The sequence below is a fragment of the Micrococcus sp. FDAARGOS_333 genome (assembly GCF_002206575.2).
GTDB lineage: Bacteria > Actinomycetota > Actinomycetes > Actinomycetales > Micrococcaceae > Micrococcus > Micrococcus lylae.
In genome coordinates this window covers 2,400,571-2,416,900 of sequence record NZ_NJFJ02000001.1, presented here as the reverse complement: position 1 = coordinate 2,416,900, position 16,330 = coordinate 2,400,571, and the positions used below count along the sequence as shown (strand labels likewise).

25 protein-coding genes are annotated in these 16,330 nt (G+C 67.5%); 24 read left to right on the top strand and 1 reads right to left on the bottom strand.

Annotated features, from left to right (window positions below; translation table 11 throughout):
- Positions 1-115 precede the first annotated feature (115 nt).
- A complete protein-coding gene (locus tag CEQ11_RS10750) occupies positions 116-1,291 on the bottom strand; it encodes a peptidoglycan bridge formation glycyltransferase FemA/FemB family protein (RefSeq protein WP_227718848.1) in 1,176 nt (391 codons plus the stop codon).
- A 320-nt stretch (positions 1,292-1,611) separates the two neighbouring features.
- On the opposite strand from CEQ11_RS10750, the gene rpsL reads away from it, so the two are divergent.
- From rpsL to rpsE, 24 genes are all read left to right on the top strand, one after another.
- The gene (gene rpsL / locus CEQ11_RS10745) at positions 1,612-1,986 is read left to right on the top strand and encodes a 30S ribosomal protein S12 (RefSeq protein ID WP_067188459.1); all 375 of its coding nucleotides are present in this window, start codon (positions 1,612-1,614) and stop codon (positions 1,984-1,986) included.
- Positions 1,986-2,456, top strand: a complete 471-nt coding sequence (rpsG, locus tag CEQ11_RS10740; RefSeq protein WP_067188458.1) for a 30S ribosomal protein S7 — start codon at positions 1,986-1,988, stop codon at positions 2,454-2,456. The genes rpsL and rpsG overlap by 1 nt, the downstream gene beginning before the upstream one ends.
- 127 nt (positions 2,457-2,583) lie before the next feature.
- Positions 2,584-4,698: an elongation factor G gene (fusA, locus tag CEQ11_RS10735; protein WP_088478596.1), complete on the top strand. Its 2,115-nt coding sequence runs from the start codon at positions 2,584-2,586 to the stop codon at positions 4,696-4,698.
- Positions 4,699-4,988: 290 nt separating this feature from the next.
- Complete coding sequence (tuf, locus tag CEQ11_RS10730; protein ID WP_088478595.1) at positions 4,989-6,179, top strand: elongation factor Tu; 1,191 nt, start codon at positions 4,989-4,991, stop codon at positions 6,177-6,179.
- Positions 6,180-6,303: 124 nt separating this feature from the next.
- Positions 6,304-6,441, top strand: coding sequence for a hypothetical protein (locus CEQ11_RS12955; RefSeq protein ID WP_193763021.1), 138 nt, complete (start codon positions 6,304-6,306; stop codon positions 6,439-6,441).
- Positions 6,438-6,902: a DUF3817 domain-containing protein gene (locus tag CEQ11_RS10725; protein WP_088478594.1), complete on the top strand. Its 465-nt coding sequence runs from the start codon at positions 6,438-6,440 to the stop codon at positions 6,900-6,902. Before CEQ11_RS12955 ends, CEQ11_RS10725 begins: the two co-directional genes overlap by 4 nt.
- Positions 6,903-7,263: 361 nt before the next feature.
- Positions 7,264-7,572, top strand: a complete 309-nt coding sequence (gene rpsJ, locus CEQ11_RS10720) for a 30S ribosomal protein S10 (protein ID WP_002857463.1) — start codon at positions 7,264-7,266, stop codon at positions 7,570-7,572.
- A 20-nt stretch (positions 7,573-7,592) separates the two neighbouring features.
- A complete protein-coding gene (gene rplC / locus CEQ11_RS10715) occupies positions 7,593-8,243 on the top strand; it encodes a 50S ribosomal protein L3 (protein ID WP_067188447.1) in 651 nt (216 codons plus the stop codon).
- 5 nt (positions 8,244-8,248) lie between these two features.
- On the top strand, positions 8,249-8,881 hold the full coding sequence (rplD, locus tag CEQ11_RS10710; protein WP_088478593.1) for a 50S ribosomal protein L4: 633 nt from the start codon (positions 8,249-8,251) through the stop codon (positions 8,879-8,881).
- Entirely contained in the window at positions 8,878-9,186 is a 309-nt protein-coding gene (gene rplW, locus CEQ11_RS10705) for a 50S ribosomal protein L23 (RefSeq protein ID WP_067188443.1), read from the top strand. The genes rplD and rplW overlap by 4 nt, the downstream gene beginning before the upstream one ends.
- Before the next feature lie 36 nt (positions 9,187-9,222).
- Positions 9,223-10,062, top strand: a complete 840-nt coding sequence (gene rplB, locus CEQ11_RS10700) for a 50S ribosomal protein L2 (RefSeq protein WP_088478592.1) — start codon at positions 9,223-9,225, stop codon at positions 10,060-10,062.
- A 15-nt stretch (positions 10,063-10,077) separates the two neighbouring features.
- On the top strand, positions 10,078-10,359 hold the full coding sequence (gene rpsS, locus CEQ11_RS10695; RefSeq protein WP_067188440.1) for a 30S ribosomal protein S19: 282 nt from the start codon (positions 10,078-10,080) through the stop codon (positions 10,357-10,359).
- A 51-nt stretch (positions 10,360-10,410) separates the two neighbouring features.
- Positions 10,411-10,776: a 50S ribosomal protein L22 gene (gene rplV / locus CEQ11_RS10690; RefSeq protein ID WP_067188438.1), complete on the top strand. Its 366-nt coding sequence runs from the start codon at positions 10,411-10,413 to the stop codon at positions 10,774-10,776.
- A gap of 4 nt (positions 10,777-10,780) precedes the next feature.
- Positions 10,781-11,578: a 30S ribosomal protein S3 gene (gene rpsC / locus CEQ11_RS10685; RefSeq protein WP_088478591.1), complete on the top strand. Its 798-nt coding sequence runs from the start codon at positions 10,781-10,783 to the stop codon at positions 11,576-11,578.
- Complete coding sequence (gene rplP / locus CEQ11_RS10680) at positions 11,578-11,994, top strand: 50S ribosomal protein L16 (protein ID WP_067188434.1); 417 nt, start codon at positions 11,578-11,580, stop codon at positions 11,992-11,994. Before rpsC ends, rplP begins: the two co-directional genes overlap by 1 nt.
- 4 nt (positions 11,995-11,998) lie before the next feature.
- Entirely contained in the window at positions 11,999-12,271 is a 273-nt protein-coding gene (gene rpmC / locus CEQ11_RS10675) for a 50S ribosomal protein L29 (RefSeq protein WP_067188433.1), read from the top strand.
- Positions 12,268-12,549, top strand: coding sequence for a 30S ribosomal protein S17 (gene rpsQ, locus CEQ11_RS10670; protein WP_067188431.1), 282 nt, complete (start codon positions 12,268-12,270; stop codon positions 12,547-12,549). Before rpmC ends, rpsQ begins: the two co-directional genes overlap by 4 nt.
- A gap of 337 nt (positions 12,550-12,886) precedes the next feature.
- Positions 12,887-13,255, top strand: a complete 369-nt coding sequence (rplN, locus tag CEQ11_RS10665; protein ID WP_067188429.1) for a 50S ribosomal protein L14 — start codon at positions 12,887-12,889, stop codon at positions 13,253-13,255.
- Positions 13,256-13,258: 3 nt separating this feature from the next.
- A complete protein-coding gene (gene rplX, locus CEQ11_RS10660; RefSeq protein ID WP_067188427.1) occupies positions 13,259-13,600 on the top strand; it encodes a 50S ribosomal protein L24 in 342 nt (113 codons plus the stop codon).
- The gene (gene rplE / locus CEQ11_RS10655; protein ID WP_088478590.1) at positions 13,600-14,175 is read left to right on the top strand and encodes a 50S ribosomal protein L5; all 576 of its coding nucleotides are present in this window, start codon (positions 13,600-13,602) and stop codon (positions 14,173-14,175) included. The genes rplX and rplE overlap by 1 nt, the downstream gene beginning before the upstream one ends.
- A 73-nt stretch (positions 14,176-14,248) precedes the next feature.
- On the top strand, positions 14,249-14,647 hold the full coding sequence (rpsH, locus tag CEQ11_RS10650; RefSeq protein WP_088478589.1) for a 30S ribosomal protein S8: 399 nt from the start codon (positions 14,249-14,251) through the stop codon (positions 14,645-14,647).
- 30 nt (positions 14,648-14,677) lie between these two features.
- Positions 14,678-15,211 carry a 50S ribosomal protein L6 gene (gene rplF, locus CEQ11_RS10645; protein WP_067188415.1) on the top strand — a complete coding sequence of 178 codons (534 nt, stop codon included), beginning with the start codon at positions 14,678-14,680 and terminating at the stop codon, positions 15,209-15,211.
- Positions 15,211-15,585, top strand: coding sequence for a 50S ribosomal protein L18 (gene rplR / locus CEQ11_RS10640; RefSeq protein WP_088478588.1), 375 nt, complete (start codon positions 15,211-15,213; stop codon positions 15,583-15,585). The genes rplF and rplR overlap by 1 nt, the downstream gene beginning before the upstream one ends.
- Entirely contained in the window at positions 15,582-16,328 is a 747-nt protein-coding gene (gene rpsE, locus CEQ11_RS10635; protein WP_088478587.1) for a 30S ribosomal protein S5, read from the top strand. The genes rplR and rpsE overlap by 4 nt, the downstream gene beginning before the upstream one ends.
- Positions 16,329-16,330 lie beyond the last annotated feature (2 nt).

Below are 16,330 nucleotides of genomic sequence, written 5' to 3'. Positions count from 1 at the left end.
GGCGGGCGGAGGCGGGTGCCGTCGTCGTGACGCGCCGGGACGGCATAGGGAACGACGACGGCCCGGCCCCTCCGTGCGGAGGGCGCCGGGCCGTGGGCTCCCGGGAGCGGACGCGTCAGCGACGCGACATGTACAGGGTGAACGCCTTGGCGAGGAGCCTGTTGACCGGGAAGTCCCACTCTCCGTGGGTCTGCACGATGTTGGCGCCCTGCGTCGTCTTGAACTCGGTGAGGCCGGTGATCCGGTTCTCGTGGTCCACGGAGCCGGGCACGCCGCCCAGGTCCAGCCAGTGGCAGCCGTCGGCGATGCCGGCCTCGATCTGGGTGAGCTGCAGCAGGCGGGGGGCGTCCCGCTTGCGCTCCTTCTGGGAGGAGGCGGAGTAGGGGCGGTAGCAGATGTGGCCCTGGCGGAAGTGGAAGGCCGCGGCGACCGGCTCCCCTTCGTACTCGGCGATGTAGTAGGTGACGTCGGCGATCTCAGAGCCGCCCAGCTGCTCGATCACGCGCTGGAAGTACTCCTTGGGACGGCCGGTGAACTTGTCGCGCTCGGCGGTCTCGTCCTGCAGGGCCTCCCACTCGCCGAGACGCTCGACGCCGGCGGTGACGACGTCCAGGTCGTTGCGGGTGGAGCGGCGGGTGCGCTTGCGGGAGGAGCCGGACATGCGGGCGAGCACGCCGTCCACGTCCAGGTCCTTCAGCGGGATGCGGGCCTGGAACATCGGCTGGCCCGCGGAGAAGCCCTCGAGGACCTCGGGGGCCTGCCAGCCGGCGGCACGGAGCTCGTCCTGCAGCTCGAGGGCGCCGGGAGTGACCTCGCAGGGCAGGTCGGTGAGCACCGTGTACTGCGGGTCCGTGAGGGACTTGCGGACGGTGTCCGCCTCCCAGGTGCGGACCACGCCGGGCGGGCCCACGCGGACCAGGAAGGCGCCCTGGGACTTCAGCAGCTGCACCAGCGGGGTGAGCGCGTCCACGAGGCGTACGCCCTCGTCGAGGACCGGTCCCTCGGCGATGTAGGCGAGGAAGGCCTTGCCCAGCACGGGCACGCGGGCTGGCACCGGCAGGCGGCGGGCGAGCACGAGGGCCGCGCCCACGAGCTCGGTGCCGCGGAAGATGCCCACGGACTGGCCGCGCCAGTCCGTCTTCACCTGGGCCCAGCGCGGGTTCTGGAGGAAGGAGGCCTCCGGGTGGCGGGCGAGGAAGGCGGTGTGCTGAGCCTCGTCGATGCCGCGCACGGTCAAAGGACCGGACGGGGCGGACGGGGTCGTCTGTGCTGCATCAGGTTCGGGTGTCACGCGGCCAGTCTACGGCGGGGTGCGGGGAGCGCCCGGGATCGCGGGCCGGCCGATGTGTCCTCTCCCACCCCGTGTTGGCGCGTATGGGCGCGCATGGTATTCTCAATCCGATTGTTTTTCGTGTGGCAGTGTGGACGCGGTCCGGGTTGCGGGGAAGTTGCGCAACGAATGCCACACTTTTGCACGCCTGCGGACGTTTGCTCACGGAGCCCCACAGGAGAGGCAGAACGAGGAACGAGCAGCCGCCGAACCCGAGGCCCTCTGGCCTGCCGGCTCGGCAGATCACGTCAGCGATCACCGAAACACAGGAAGGCTGAAGAGTGCCTACGATTCAGCAGCTGGTCCGCAAGGGCCGCTCACCGAAGATCGTCAATACGAAGGCCCCTGCTCTGCAGGGCAACCCCATGCGTCGTGGAGTGTGCACCCGCGTGTACACCACGACCCCGAAGAAGCCGAACTCGGCGCTGCGCAAGGTCGCCCGTGTCCGCCTCAGCGGCGGCATCGAGGTCACCGCGTACATCCCGGGCGAGGGCCACAACCTGCAGGAGCACTCGATCGTGCTCGTCCGCGGCGGTCGCGTGAAGGACCTGCCCGGCGTGCGCTACAAGATCGTCCGCGGCGCGCTCGACACCCAGGGCGTCAAGAACCGCGGTCAGGCCCGCTCCCGTTACGGCGCCAAGAAGGAGAAGAAGTAATGCCTCGTAAGGGTCCCGCGCCGAAGCGCCCCCTCGTCGTCGATCCCGTCTACGGCTCCCCGCTGGTCACCCAGCTGATCAACAAGGTGCTGGTCGACGGCAAGAAGTCCACCGCCGAGCGCATCGTCTACGGTGCCCTCGAGGGCACCCGTCAGAAGACCGGCAACGATCCGGTGGCCACCCTGAAGAAGGCCATGGACAACATCAAGCCGGCCTTGGAGGTGCGCTCCCGCCGCGTCGGCGGTGCCACGTACCAGGTCCCGGTCGAGGTCAAGCCGGGCCGTTCCACCGCCCTGGCCCTGCGCTGGCTGGTCGGCTTCTCCAAGGCCCGCCGCGAGAAGACCATGACCGAGCGGCTGATGAATGAGATCCTCGATGCGTCGAACGGCCTCGGCGGCGCCGTGAAGCGCCGTGAGGACAGCCACAAGATGGCCGAGGCCAACAAGGCCTTCGCCCACTACCGCTGGTGACGTCGTCGGCCCGGGGCGGGGAGGTGTCCTCCGCGCTCCGGGCCCTCCGCCGCCGGGGAGTGATCCCCGCGGCCTTCTCCGTACCACTCTGACGAGCCCCCACCCCACCCGACACAAGGGAGACACCGTGGCACAGGACGTGCTGACCGACCTGAACAAGGTCCGCAACATCGGCATCATGGCGCACATCGATGCCGGCAAGACCACCACCACCGAGCGCATCCTCTTCTACACGGGTGTGAACCACAAGCTCGGCGAGACCCACGACGGTGCGTCGACCACCGACTGGATGGAGCAGGAGAAGGAGCGCGGCATCACCATCACCTCCGCCGCGGTGACCTGCTTCTGGAAGAACACCCAGATCAACATCATCGACACCCCCGGCCACGTGGACTTCACCGTCGAGGTGGAGCGCTCCCTGCGCGTGCTCGACGGCGCCGTCGCCGTGTTCGACGCCAAGGAGGGCGTGGAGCCGCAGTCCGAGACCGTGTGGCGCCAGGCCGACAAGTACGAAGTGCCGCGCATCTGCTTCGTCAACAAGATGGACAAGCTGGGTGCCGACTTCTACTTCACCGTGGACACCATCGTGTCCCGCCTCGGTGCCAAGCCGCTCGTGATGCAGCTGCCGATCGGCGCCGAGAACGACTTCGTCGGCGTGGTCGACCTGATCACCATGAAGGCCTTCGTGTGGCCGGGCGACGCCAAGGGCGACGTCACCATGGGTGCCGAGTACGTGACCGAGGAGATCCCGGCCGACCTGCAGGACAAGGCCGAGGAGTACCGCAACCAGCTGCTCGAGGCCGTCGCCGAGGCCGACGAGGAGCTCATGGAGAAGTACCTCGAGGGCGAGGAGCTCACCGAAGAGGAGATCGTCGCCGGCGTGCGCAAGCTCACCGTGAACGCCGAGGCCTACCCGGTGTTCTGCGGCTCCGCGTTCAAGAACCGTGGCGTGCAGCCGATGCTCGACGCCGTGGTCGCCTACCTGCCGAACCCGCTCGACGCCGGTGCCGTGAAGGGCCACGCCGTCAACGACGAGGACGAGGAGCTCACCCGCGAGCCGTCCAAGGAGGAGCCGTTCTCGGCCCTGGCCTTCAAGATCGCCTCGCACCCGTTCTTCGGCACCCTCACCTTCATCCGCGTGTACTCCGGCCGTCTGGCGACCGGTGCGCAGATCCTCAACGCCACCAAGGGCAAGAAGGAGCGCATCGGCAAGCTCTTCCAGATGCACGCCAACAAGGAGAACCCGGTGGAGGAGGTCGTCGCCGGCCACATCTACGCAGTGATCGGCCTGAAGGACACCACCACCGGTGACACCCTCTGCAACCCGGACCACCCGATCATCCTCGAGTCCATGTCGTTCCCGGAGCCGGTGATCGCCGTGGCCATCGAGCCGAAGTCGAAGGGCGACCAGGAGAAGCTCTCCGCCGCCATCCAGAAGCTCGTCGCCGAGGATCCGACCTTCCGCGTCAACCTCAACGAGGAGACCGGCCAGACCGAGATCGGCGGCATGGGCGAGCTGCACCTCGACGTGTTCGTGGACCGCATGAAGCGCGAGTTCAAGGTCGAGGCCAACGTGGGCAAGCCGCAGGTCGCGTACCGCGAGACCATCAAGCGCACCGTCGAGAAGGTCGACTACACCCACAAGAAGCAGACCGGCGGCTCCGGCCAGTTCGCGAAGGTCCAGCTCAAGTTCGAGCCCCTGGACACCGCCGAGGGCGAGGTCTACGAGTTCGAGAACGCCGTGACCGGCGGCCGTGTGCCGCGCGAGTACATCCCGTCGGTGGACGCGGGCATCCAGGACGCCATGCAGTTCGGCGTGCTGGCCGGCTACCCGATGGTGGGCGTGAAGGCGACCCTCCTCGACGGCGCCTACCACGACGTCGACTCCTCGGAGATGGCGTTCAAGATCGCCGGCTCGCAGGCCTTCAAGGAGGGCGTGCACAAGGCGAACCCGGTCCTCCTCGAGCCGCTGATGGCCGTTGAGGTCCGCACTCCGGAGGAGTTCATGGGTGACGTCATCGGCGACCTGAACTCCCGCCGTGGCCAGATCCAGTCCATGGAGGACGCCACCGGCGTGAAGGTCGTCAAGGCCCTCGTGCCGCTGTCGGAGATGTTCGGCTACATCGGCGATCTGCGCTCCCGCACCCAGGGTCGCGCGGTCTTCTCGATGACCTTCCACTCCTACTCCGAGGTCCCGAAGGCCGTCGCCGACGAGATCATCGAGAAGTCCCAGGGCGAGTGACCCCAGGTCACACGTCGGAAACCGACTTGCTCCCCGCGGCCGCACACGCTGCGGCCGCGGGGAAGCACGGGAGCCGCACCACCCCGGCGGCGCGGCTCCCGCACAGGACGGGTCAGGTCCGGTCCGCTTCAGGCGGCACTGCTGGCCTGGAACCGGACTGGTCCTCACATCCGCCGGGATTTTCCCAACACCACATCGACGCGTAGACTCGGGAGAGTTGTCAGCACGCCCTGCGACGCTGCATGAAATCTTCAAGTCTTCGCGATGATGAACACGTTCTAGGAGGAACTGTGGCAAAGGCAAAGTTCGAGCGCACGAAGCCGCACGTCAACATCGGCACCATCGGCCACGTCGACCACGGCAAGACCACCCTGACCGCGGCGATCTCGAAGGTTCTGTACGACCAGTACCCGGACCTGAACGAGGCCCGTGACTTCGCCACCATCGACTCCGCTCCGGAGGAGCGCCAGCGCGGCATCACCATCAACATCTCCCACGTGGAGTACCAGACCGAGAAGCGTCACTACGCCCACGTGGACGCCCCGGGCCACGCCGACTACATCAAGAACATGATCACCGGCGCTGCCCAGATGGACGGTGCCATCCTCGTGGTCGCCGCCACCGACGGCCCGATGGCCCAGACCCGTGAGCACGTCCTCCTGGCCCGCCAGGTCGGTGTGCCGGCTCTGCTCGTGGCCCTGAACAAGTCCGACATGGTCGAGGACGAGGAGCTCCTCGAGCTCGTCGAGATGGAGGTCCGTGAGCTGCTGTCCTCCCAGGACTTCGACGGCGACGAGGCTCCGGTCGTGCGCGTGTCCGCTCTCAAGGCCCTGGAGGGCGACGAGAAGTGGGTCAAGTCCGTGCAGGACCTGATGGCCGCCGTCGACGAGTACATCCCGGATCCGGTCCGCGACCGCGACAAGCCGTTCCTGATGCCGATCGAGGACGTCTTCACCATCACCGGCCGCGGCACCGTGGTGACCGGCCGTGCCGAGCGCGGCACCCTCGCCATCAACTCCGAGGTCGAGATCGTGGGCATCCGCGACCTGCAGAAGACCACCGTCACCGGCATCGAGATGTTCCACAAGCAGCTCGACGAGGCCTGGGCCGGCGAGAACTGCGGTCTGCTGCTGCGCGGCCTGAAGCGTGACGACGTCGAGCGCGGCCAGGTCGTCGTGGCCCCGGGCTCGATCACCCCGCACACCAACTTCGAGGCCAACGTCTACATCCTGTCCAAGGATGAGGGCGGCCGCCACAACCCGTTCTACTCGAACTACCGCCCGCAGTTCTACTTCCGCACCACCGATGTCACCGGCGTCATCACCCTGCCGGAGGGCACCGAGATGGTCATGCCGGGCGACACCACCGAGATGTCGGTCGAGCTCATCCAGCCGATCGCCATGGAGGAGGGCCTCGGCTTCGCCATCCGTGAGGGTGGCCGCACCGTGGGCTCCGGCCGCGTGACCAAGATCACCAAGTGATCTTCTGATCGCAGCCGGTCGGTTCCGTGAGCCGATCGCAGCGACGACGGCCCCTCGCCTCTTCGGAGGCGAGGGGCCTTCTCGTGTGCTCGGGGCGGCGATGTGCACCGGTACGCTGGTGGGCATGGAATTCCTCATCACCCTGCTGGTCCTCGCGGCGGTCGTGGCCGTCGGCGTCGGCCTCTACCGACACTTCAAGCCGGAGATCGAGCGCGCCAGGCGCATCCGTCGTGCGAACCGCGGAGGGGAGATCGAGCGGTGACCCCCGCCGCTCCTCGTCGACTGTTCGGGATCACCGCCACGGCGGAGATGGTCACCTGGGCGCTGCTGATCCTGGCGATGACCCTCAAGTACACCGGCGTCACCGAGGCGCTCATGCCCGTGGGCGGCGGCGTCCACGGCTTCGTCTTCCTCTGCTATGTGGTGGTGGTGGTCGCCGTCTGGATCGATTCGCGTTGGTCTGCCGGGCGAGGACTGGTGGCGCTGGGCTCGGCGGTCGTTCCCTTCATGACCGTGCCCTTCGAACGCGCGATGGGGCGGCGGGGCGAGCCGGCGGACCGCTGGCGTGTGCTCGATGAGCCCGGGCGGGACTCCGCTGCGGACCGGCTGCTGCGCGCCGTGCTCGCCAGGCCGGTCGTGAGCGTGCTGATCGCCCTCGTCGTGGTGGCCGTGGTGTTCGTGGCGCTGTTGACGGCGGGTCCGCCCACCGAATGGGGGAACTGACTGCCCGCACCTGCGTGCTGGGCCGGCGCGTCCAGGATCACAGGACGGCACCGATGCGCCGGTTGGCGGACGGTGCCGTTCTCTGTCATACTGGATAAGTTGCTCAAGCGCTCCAGGCGCCGCCGCCCATGTGTCTCGTGGCCGGCTGCGGAGCCCAGATGCACATTCCCTCCAGTCCGACGCCGGCGCGTCTGCTCTCCCGGAGAGAGCGACACGCCCGACCGCGTGGACCGGAGCCCGACGAGGGTGAGGAACCCGGCAAAGCCGGATTCACCCCGGATGGGTCGAGGACAAGATGCAGGACGGACGTGTCCTGCGCACAGGGACAGGAACAGCTACTCGACGAGAGAGGCGTGACGCCATGGCGGGACAGAAGATCCGCATCCGGCTGAAGTCGTACGACCACGAGGTCATCGACGTCTCGGCCCGCAAGATCGTTGACACGGTCACGCGCGCAGGCGCAACGGTGGTCGGCCCCGTGCCGCTGCCGACGGAGAAGAACGTGTACTGCGTTATCCGTTCTCCGCACAAGTACAAGGACAGCCGTGAGCACTTCGAGATGCGCACCCACAAGCGGCTGATCGACATCATCGACCCGACTCCGAAGGCCGTCGACTCGCTCATGCGACTGGACCTGCCCGCGGACGTCAACATCGAGATCAAGCTCTGAGAGGGAGGTGCTGAGAGACTATGACCAACACCCGTAACGTCAAGGGCCTGCTGGGCACGAAGCTCGGCATGACCCAGGTCTGGGACGAGAACGGCAAGCTCATCCCCGTCACCGTGGTCCAGTCCGAGTCCAACGTGGTCACCCAGCTGCGCAACGAGGAGACCGACGGCTACACCGCCGTCCAGATCGCCTACGGCCAGATCGACCCCCGCCGCGTGACCAAGCCGCTGGCCGGTCACTTCGAGAAGGCAGGCGTGACTCCGCGCCGCCACCTGGTGGAGCTGCGCACCGCCGACGCCGCTGAGTACGAGCTCGGCCAGGACCTGTCCGTCGAGGTCTTCGAGGCCGGCCAGAAGGTGGACGTCGTGGGCACCACCAAGGGCAAGGGCTTCGCCGGCGCCATGAAGCGTCACGGCTTCGCCGGTGTGGGCGCCTCCCACGGTCAGCACAAGAACCACCGCAAGCCGGGCTCCGTCGGCGGCGCCGCCACTCCGGGCCGTGTGTTCAAGGGCATGCGCATGCCGGGCCGCCTGGGCGCTGTCCGCCAGACCACCCACAACCTCACGCTCCACGGCATCGACGTGGACAACAACCTGCTGCTGATCAAGGGCGCTGTCCCCGGCCCCAAGGGCCAGGTCGTGCTCGTGCGCAGCGCCGCGAAGGGAGCCTGAGACCCATGGCCAACTCTGTGAAGACCGTCAAGGTCGACCTGCCCGCCGAGATCTTCGACGTGCAGGCGAACGTCCCGCTGATGCACCAGGTCGTCGTGGCCCAGCTCGCCGCCGCCCGCCAGGGCACCCACAAGGCGAAGGACCGCGGTGAGGTGTCGGGCGCCGGTCGCAAGCCGTTCAAGCAGAAGGGCACCGGCCGCGCGCGCCAGGGCTCCATCCGCGCTCCGCACATGACCGGCGGTGGCATCGTCCACGGCCCGACCCCGCGTGACTACTCGCAGCGGACCCCCAAGAAGATGAAGGCCGCCGCGCTCCGCGGCGCCCTGTCCGACCGGGCCCGCCACGGTCGCATCCACGTGATCGAGGCCCTCGTCACCGGCGAGACCCCGTCCACCAAGGCGGCGAAGGCCGGCCTGGAGTCCCTGAACACCGGCCGCAAGAACGTGCTGGTCGTCATCGACCGCGCCGACGACGTCGCCGCCCTGTCCGTCCGCAACCTGCCCGCCGTGCACACCCTGTACGCCGACCAGCTGAACACCTACGACGTGCTCGTCTCCGACGACGTCGTGTTCACGCAGGCCGCCTACGAGGCGTTCGTGGCGCGCGCCACCGGTGCCAAGAAGGAGGATGCCCAGTGAGCGGCTCCATCAACAAGGATCCCCGCGACGTGATCATCGCTCCCGTCGTGTCGGAGAAGAGCTACGGTCTGATCGACGAGGGCAAGTACACCTTCCTCGTGGACCCGCGCTCCAACAAGACCGAGATCAAGCAGGCCGTCGAGCGCATCTTCGACGTGTCCGTCGCCTCGGTGAACACCCTGAACCGTCCGGGCAAGCGCCGTCGGACCCGCTTCGGCTGGGGCCAGCGCAAGTCCACCAAGCGTGCCATCGTCACGCTGAAGGACGGAACGATCGACATCTTCGGAGGTCCGCTCGCCTCCTGAGGCGCCGCGGAGACCACTTAATCGAGGAACAGGTACATGGCTATCCGTAAGTACAAGCCGACCACCCCGGGCCAGCGTGGCTCGTCGGTGGCCGACTTCGCAGAGATCACCCGGTCCACGCCGGAGAAGTCCCTTGTCCGTCCGCTGCACAAGACCGGTGGACGCAACAACACCGGCCGCATCACCACCCGTCACAAGGGCGGTGGCCACAAGCGGCAGTACCGTCTGATCGACTTCCGTCGTCACGACAAGGACGGTGTGCCGGCGAAGGTCGCTCACATCGAGTACGACCCGAACCGCACCGCGCGCATCGCGCTGCTGCACTACGCCGACGGCACCAAGCGCTACATCCTGGCCCCGGCCAACCTGCGGCAGGGCGCCGTGGTCGAGGCCGGCCCGAACGCCGACATCAAGGCGGGCAACAACCTCCCGCTGCGCAACATCCCGCTGGGCACCATGATCCACGCCGTGGAGCTGCGTCCGGGCGGCGGTGCGAAGCTGGCCCGCTCGGCCGGCGCCGCGATCCAGCTGGTCGCCCGTGAGGGCAAGTACGCCCAGCTGCGCCTGCCCTCCGGTGAGATCCGCAACGTCGACGTACGCTGCCGCGCCACCGTCGGCGAGGTGGGCAACGCCGAGCAGTCCAACATCAGCTGGGGCAAGGCCGGCCGCATGCGCTGGAAGGGCGTTCGCCCGACCGTCCGCGGTGTCGTGATGAACCCGGTCGACCACCCGCACGGCGGTGGCGAGGGCAAGACCTCCGGCGGCCGTCACCCGGTCAACCCGAACGGCAAGCCCGAGGGCCGCACCCGCCGTCCCAACAAGGAAAGCGACAAGTACATCGTGCGTCGTCGCCGTTCCGGCAAGAACAAGCGATAAGGGAGCTGAGAAGACATGCCTCGCAGCCTGAAGAAGGGCCCCTTCGTCGATCAGCACCTCTACCTGAAGGTTCTGGCGGAGAACGAGAAGGGCACCAAGAACGTCATCAAGACCTGGTCTCGCCGGTCGATGATCATCCCGGACATGCTCGGCCACACCATCGCGGTGCACGACGGCCGCAAGCACATCCCGGTGTTCGTCACCGAGTCCATGGTGGGCCACAAGCTCGGAGAGTTCGCCCCCACGCGGACGTTCCGCGGTCACGTGAAGGACGACAAGAAGGGCAAGCGCCGCTGAGCCTGACGGTTCGTGGAGCTTGACCTTCGAGAGATTCGAAAGAGAGAAGCAATGGAAGCCAAGGCAATGGCGCGCCACCTGCGCGTGACGCCGATGAAGGCCCGGCGCGTCGTCGACCTGGTCCGTGGCAAGGACACCGTGGAGGCCCTGGCCATCCTGAAGTTCGCCCGTCAGGGCGCTTCGGAGCCGGTCTACAAGATCGTCGCCTCCGCCGTGGCCAACGCCCGTGTGAAGGCCGACCGTGAGGGCCTCGCGTTCGACGAGGACTCGCTGTACATCAGCGAGGCCTACGTGGACGAGGGCCCGACCATGAAGCGGTTCCAGCCGCGTGCCCAGGGCCGCGCCTACCGCATCGACAAGCGCACCAGCCACGTGACCGTGGTGGTCGCCACCAAGGACGAGAAGGGTGGGAACTGAGTAAATGGGCAACAAGATCAACCCGAACGGTTTCCGTCTCGGCGTCACCACCGACCACGTCTCGCACTGGTTCGCTGACTCCCACAAGGACGGTCAGCGCTACAAGGACTTCCTCAAGGAGGACGTCAAGATCCGCGAGCTGATGACCAACGGCATGGAGCGCGCCGGCATCTCCAAGGTGGAGATCGAGCGCACCCGTGACCGCGTGCGGGTGGACATCCACACCGCTCGTCCGGGCATCGTGATCGGTCGCCGCGGCGCTGAGGCCGACCGCATCCGCGGGGAGCTCGAGAAGCTCACCGGCAAGCAGATCCAGCTGAACATCCTCGAGGTCAAGAACCCCGAGACCGATGCCCAGCTGGTCGCCCAGGGCGTGGCGGAGCAGCTGGCTTCCCGCGTGGCCTTCCGCCGCGCGATGAAGAAGGCCATCCAGTCGGCCATGCGTGCCGGCGCCAAGGGCATCAAGATCCAGTGCTCCGGCCGCCTCGGCGGCGCCGAGATGAGCCGTTCCGAGTTCTACCGCGAGGGCCGCGTGCCGCTGCACACCCTCCGCGCGAACGTGGACTACGGCAAGTTCGAGGCCCGGACCACCTTCGGTCGCATCGGCGTGAAGGTCTGGATCTACAAGGGCGATCTCACCGCGAAGGAGCTGGCCGCCAAGGAGGCCGCTCAGCCGTCCGGCCGTGGCCGCGGCGACCGTCGCGGTGGCGAGCGTCGCCGTCGCAACGATCGTGCTGAGCGTGCTCCGCGCCGCGAGAACACCGCGCCGGCCGCCGCTCCCGCTGAAGGAGGAAACGCCTGATGCTGATTCCCCGTCGCGTCAAGCACCGCAAGCAGCACCACCCCAAGCGCACCGGCACCGCCAAGGGCGGCACGGCCGTGACCTTCGGTGAGTGGGGCATCCAGGCGCTCACGCCGGCCTATGTGACGAACCGTCAGATCGAGGCCGCGCGTATCGCCATGACCCGTTACATCAAGCGTGGCGGCAAGGTGTGGATCAACATCTACCCGGACCGCCCGCTGACCAAGAAGCCCGCCGAGACCCGTATGGGCTCCGGCAAGGGCTCGCCCGAGTGGTGGGTGGCCAACGTGAAGCCGGGCCGCGTGCTGTTCGAGCTGTCCGGTGTGTCCGAGGACGTCGCCCGTGAGGCGCTGCGCCTCGCGATCCACAAGCTGCCGCTGAAGGCCCGAATCATCCGTCGAGAGGGTGGTGAGTGATCCCATGGCCATCGGAACCAAGGATCTGAACGTCGAGTCCCTGGACGGCATGGACAACGGCCGTCTCCAGGAGGCCCTGAAGTCCTCCAAGGAGGAGCTGTTCAACCTGCGCTTCCAGGCCGCCACCGGTCAGCTGGACAACTCCAGCCGACTGAAGGCCGTCAAGCGTGACATCGCCCGCATCTACACCATCCTGCGTGAGCGCGAGCTCGGCATCCGCGAGGACGTCGTCGCGCCGGGCAAGGCTGACGAGAAGAACGAGGAGGCTGCCAAGTGAGCGAGCAGACCGCCGCCGCCTCCGAGGAGCGCGGCTACCGCAAGTCCGTCCGCGGCATCGTCGTCTCGGACAAGATGGACAAGACCATCGTGGTCGAGGTCGAGGACCGCAAGAAGCACGCGCTGTACGGCAAGGTCATGCGCACCACCAAGCGTGTGAAGGCGCACGATGAGGAGAACGCCGCCGGTGTCGGCGACCGCGTTCGCCTCGCCGAGACCCGACCGCTGTCGGCGTCGAAGCATTTCCGTCTCGCGGAGATCGTCGAGCGCGCCAAGTGACGCGTTCGGCGTGAGCCGAATGACAGGCGAAGGCCCGTCCGCTGCCGTTGGCAGGGGCGGGCCTTTGCTGTAGACTTCCATGTTCGTGCGCCCTTTGTTGGCAGGACCATCCATCCTGCGTGCCGAGGGAGTCGCACGCCGATCCCGGAACCGCCTCGGCCTTGCCCTGCGTTCCGCAGCCTGCCCCGAACCGCGCCGCTGTCTGAAGATGCGGTGGGGGAGAGGTGTGGGCCCGAACGCGAGAGGGGCAGGGGTAAGCACGCCGGGATCACCGCTTGACCGTTCCGCAAGGCTCGCCCACCGGGGGTGAGAACCGGCGCGACGCTAGGAGAGATAAGTGATTCAGCAGGAGTCGCGGCTGAAGGTCGCCGACAACACCGGTGCGAAGGAGATCCTGACCATCCGTGTTCTCGGTGGCTCGGGACGCCGCTACGCAGGCATCGGCGACACCATCGTCGCCACCGTGAAGGACGCCATCCCCGGCGGCAACGTCAAGAAGGGCGATGTCGTCAAGGCTGTGGTCGTGCGGGCTCGCAAGCAGTCTCGCCGTCCGGACGGCTCGTACATCCGCTTCGACGAGAACGCGGCCGTCATCCTCAAGAACGAGAACGAGCCGCGCGGCACTCGTATCTTCGGCCCCGTGGGCCGTGAGCTGCGCGACAAGCGCTTCATGAAGATCGTGTCGCTCGCTCCGGAGGTGATCTGACCCATGGCGAAGATCAAGAAGGATGACCTGGTCCAGGTCATCGCCGGCAAGGACAAGGGCATGCAGGGCAAGGTCCTGCGCGTGTTCCCGTCCACCGACCGCGTGCTGGTCGAGGGCGTCAACCGCGTGACCAAGCACCTGCGTGCCGGCCAGAACAACAACGGCTCCACCGAGGGCGGCCTGCAGGTCGTCGAGGCCCCGATCCACATCTCGAACGTGGCCGTGGTGGACCCGGAGACCAAGAAGCCGACCCGCGTGGGCTACCGCTTCGAGACCGTCGAGAAGGACGGCGTGAGCACGACCGTGAAGGTCCGCTTCGCCAAGGCCTCGGGGAAGGAGCTGTGATGACCGAGGTTCAGCAGACCACCAAGGTCACCCCGCGTCTGAAGACCAAGTACCGCGAGGAGATCCGCGCCTCCCTGCAGGAGGAGTTCTCCTACGGCAACGTCATGCAGGTGCCGGGCATCGTCAAGGTCGTCGTCAACATGGGTGTCGGTGAGGCCGCCAAGGACTCGAAGATCATCGACGGCGCCGTGGCCGACCTGACTCTGATCACCGGTCAGAAGCCGATGATCACCAAGGCCCGCAAGTCCATCGCGCAGTTCAAGCTGCGTGAGGGCATGCCGATCGGCACGCACGCCACCCTCCGTGGCGACCGCATGTGGGAGTTCCTGGACCGCCTCGTCACCTTCGCGCTCCCGCGCATCCGTGACTTCCGGGGCCTGTCCGACCGCCAGTTCGACGGCAACGGCAACTACACCTTCGGCCTGTCCGAGCAGACCGTGTTCCACGAGATCGATCAGGACAAGATCGACCGCGTGCGCGGCATGGACATCACCGTGGTGACCTCTGCCAAGAACGACGACGAGGGCCGCGCGCTGCTGAAGGCGCTGGGCTTCCCGTTCAAGACCGAAAAGTAAGACCTCTACGCCACAGGTCCCGTGCCGGTGAACCGGAGCGGGAAACCGCGGCGAGAAAGGGCGTGAAGCCCACATGACCATGACCGATCCCGTCGCAGACATGCTGACGCGTCTGCGCAATGCGAACTCGGCCTACCACGACACCGTGTCCATGCCGTCGTCCAAGCTGAAGACCCGCGTGGCCGACATCCTCAAGGCCGAGGGCTACATCGCCGACTGGCGCGAGGAGGAGGTCGAGGTCGGCAAGAAGCTGATCATCGACCTGAAGTTCGGACCGCAGCGCGAGCGTGCCATCGCCGGCCTGCGCCGCATCTCCAAGCCGGGTCTGCGCGTGTACGCGAAGTCCACCAACCTCCCGCACGTGCTGGGTGGTCTGGGCATCGCCATCCTGTCCACCTCCTCCGGTCTGCTGACCGACCGGCAGGCCGCCAAGAAGGGCGTCGGCGGCGAAGTCGTCGCCTACGTCTGGTGACGGACGAGACCGAAGAAAGGCTGTATTGACATGTCGCGAATCGGACGTCTGCCGATCACCGTTCCCAGCGGCGTCGATGTGACCATCGACGGCGCCCGCGTCACCGTGAAGGGCCCGAAGGGCCAGCTGGAGCACACCCTGCCCTCCCCGATCACGGCCACCCTCGAGGACGGACAGGTCACCGTGGCCCGTCCGGACGACGAGCGTGAGTCCCGTTCCCTGCACGGCCTGTCCCGCACCCTGATCAACAACATGATCCTGGGCGTGACGGAGGGCTTCTCCAAGCAGCTCGAGGTCATCGGCACCGGCTACCGCGTGCTGGCCAAGGGCCAGGACCTGGAGTTTGCCCTGGGCTACTCCCACCCGGTTCCGGTGAAGTGCCCGGAGGGCATCTCCTTCGCCGTCGAGGGCAACAAGGTCACCGTCTCCGGTATCGACAAGCAGAAGGTCGGCGAGACCGCCGCCAACATCCGCAAGCTGCGCCGCCCGGACCCGTACAAGGGCAAGGGCGTCCGCTACGCGGGCGAACAGATCCGCCGCAAGGCCGGAAAGGCAGGTAAGTGATGTCTACTCTGAAGGTGAAGGGCAAGGGCAAGTTCAACGCCCGTACCCGCCGCCACCTCCGTGTCCGCAAGCGGATCTCCGGCACCACCGCCCGTCCGCGCCTGGTCGTGAACCGCTCTGCACGCCACATGTTCGTGCAGGTCGTCGACGACACCCAGAGCCGCACTCTGGCCTCGGCCTCCACCATGGAGGCGGACCTGCGTGCATTCGAGGGCGACAAGACCGCCAAGGCCAAGCGCGTGGGCGAGCTCGTCGCCGAGCGTGCGAAGGCTGCGGGGATCGAATCCGTCGTGTTCGACCGCGGTGGCAACAAGTACCACGGCCGTGTGGCCGCCGTCGCCGACGGCGCCCGAGAGGGTGGGCTGCAGCTGTGACCGAGACCAACAACCAGAAGGACACCCAGGTGACCGAGAACACCGAGACCGCTGTCGCCGAGACCGCTGCCGGCTCGGCCGGCCAGTCCACCGAGCGTTCCGGCGGCCGTGGTGGTCGTGACAACGGCCGCGGCGGCCGCGACGATCGCCGCGGCGGCCGTCGCGACGACCGCAACCGTCGTGGCGCCCAGGACGAGGACAAGGACGCGTTCCTCGAGCGCGTCGTCGCCATCAACCGCGTGGCGAAGGTCGTCAAGGGCGGCCGTCGCTTCAGCTTCACCGCCCTGGTCGTCGTCGGCGACGGCAACGGCATGGTCGGTGTGGGCTACGGCAAGGCGAAGGAGGTCCCCGCCGCGATCCAGAAGGGCGTGGAGGAGGCCAAGAAGTCGTTCTTCCGTGTCCCGCGCGTCGGCTCCACCATCCCGCACCTCGTGCAGGGTGAGGACGCCGCCGGCGTCGTGCTGCTCCGTCCGGCCTCCCCGGGTACCGGTGTGATCGCCGGCGGCCCGGTGCGCGCCGTGCTGGAGTGCGCCGGCATCCACGACGTGCTGTCCAAGTCCATGGGCTCCGTGAACGTCATCAACATCGTTCGCGGCACCGTGGACGCCCTCAAGAAGCTCGAGGAGCCCCAGGCCGTGGCCGCCCGCCGCGGCAAGGCCCTGGACGAGATCGCCCCCCACGCCATGCTGCGCACCATGGAGGCCGACCGCGCCCAGAAGAGCACCGAGAAGGCAGGTGCCTGAGC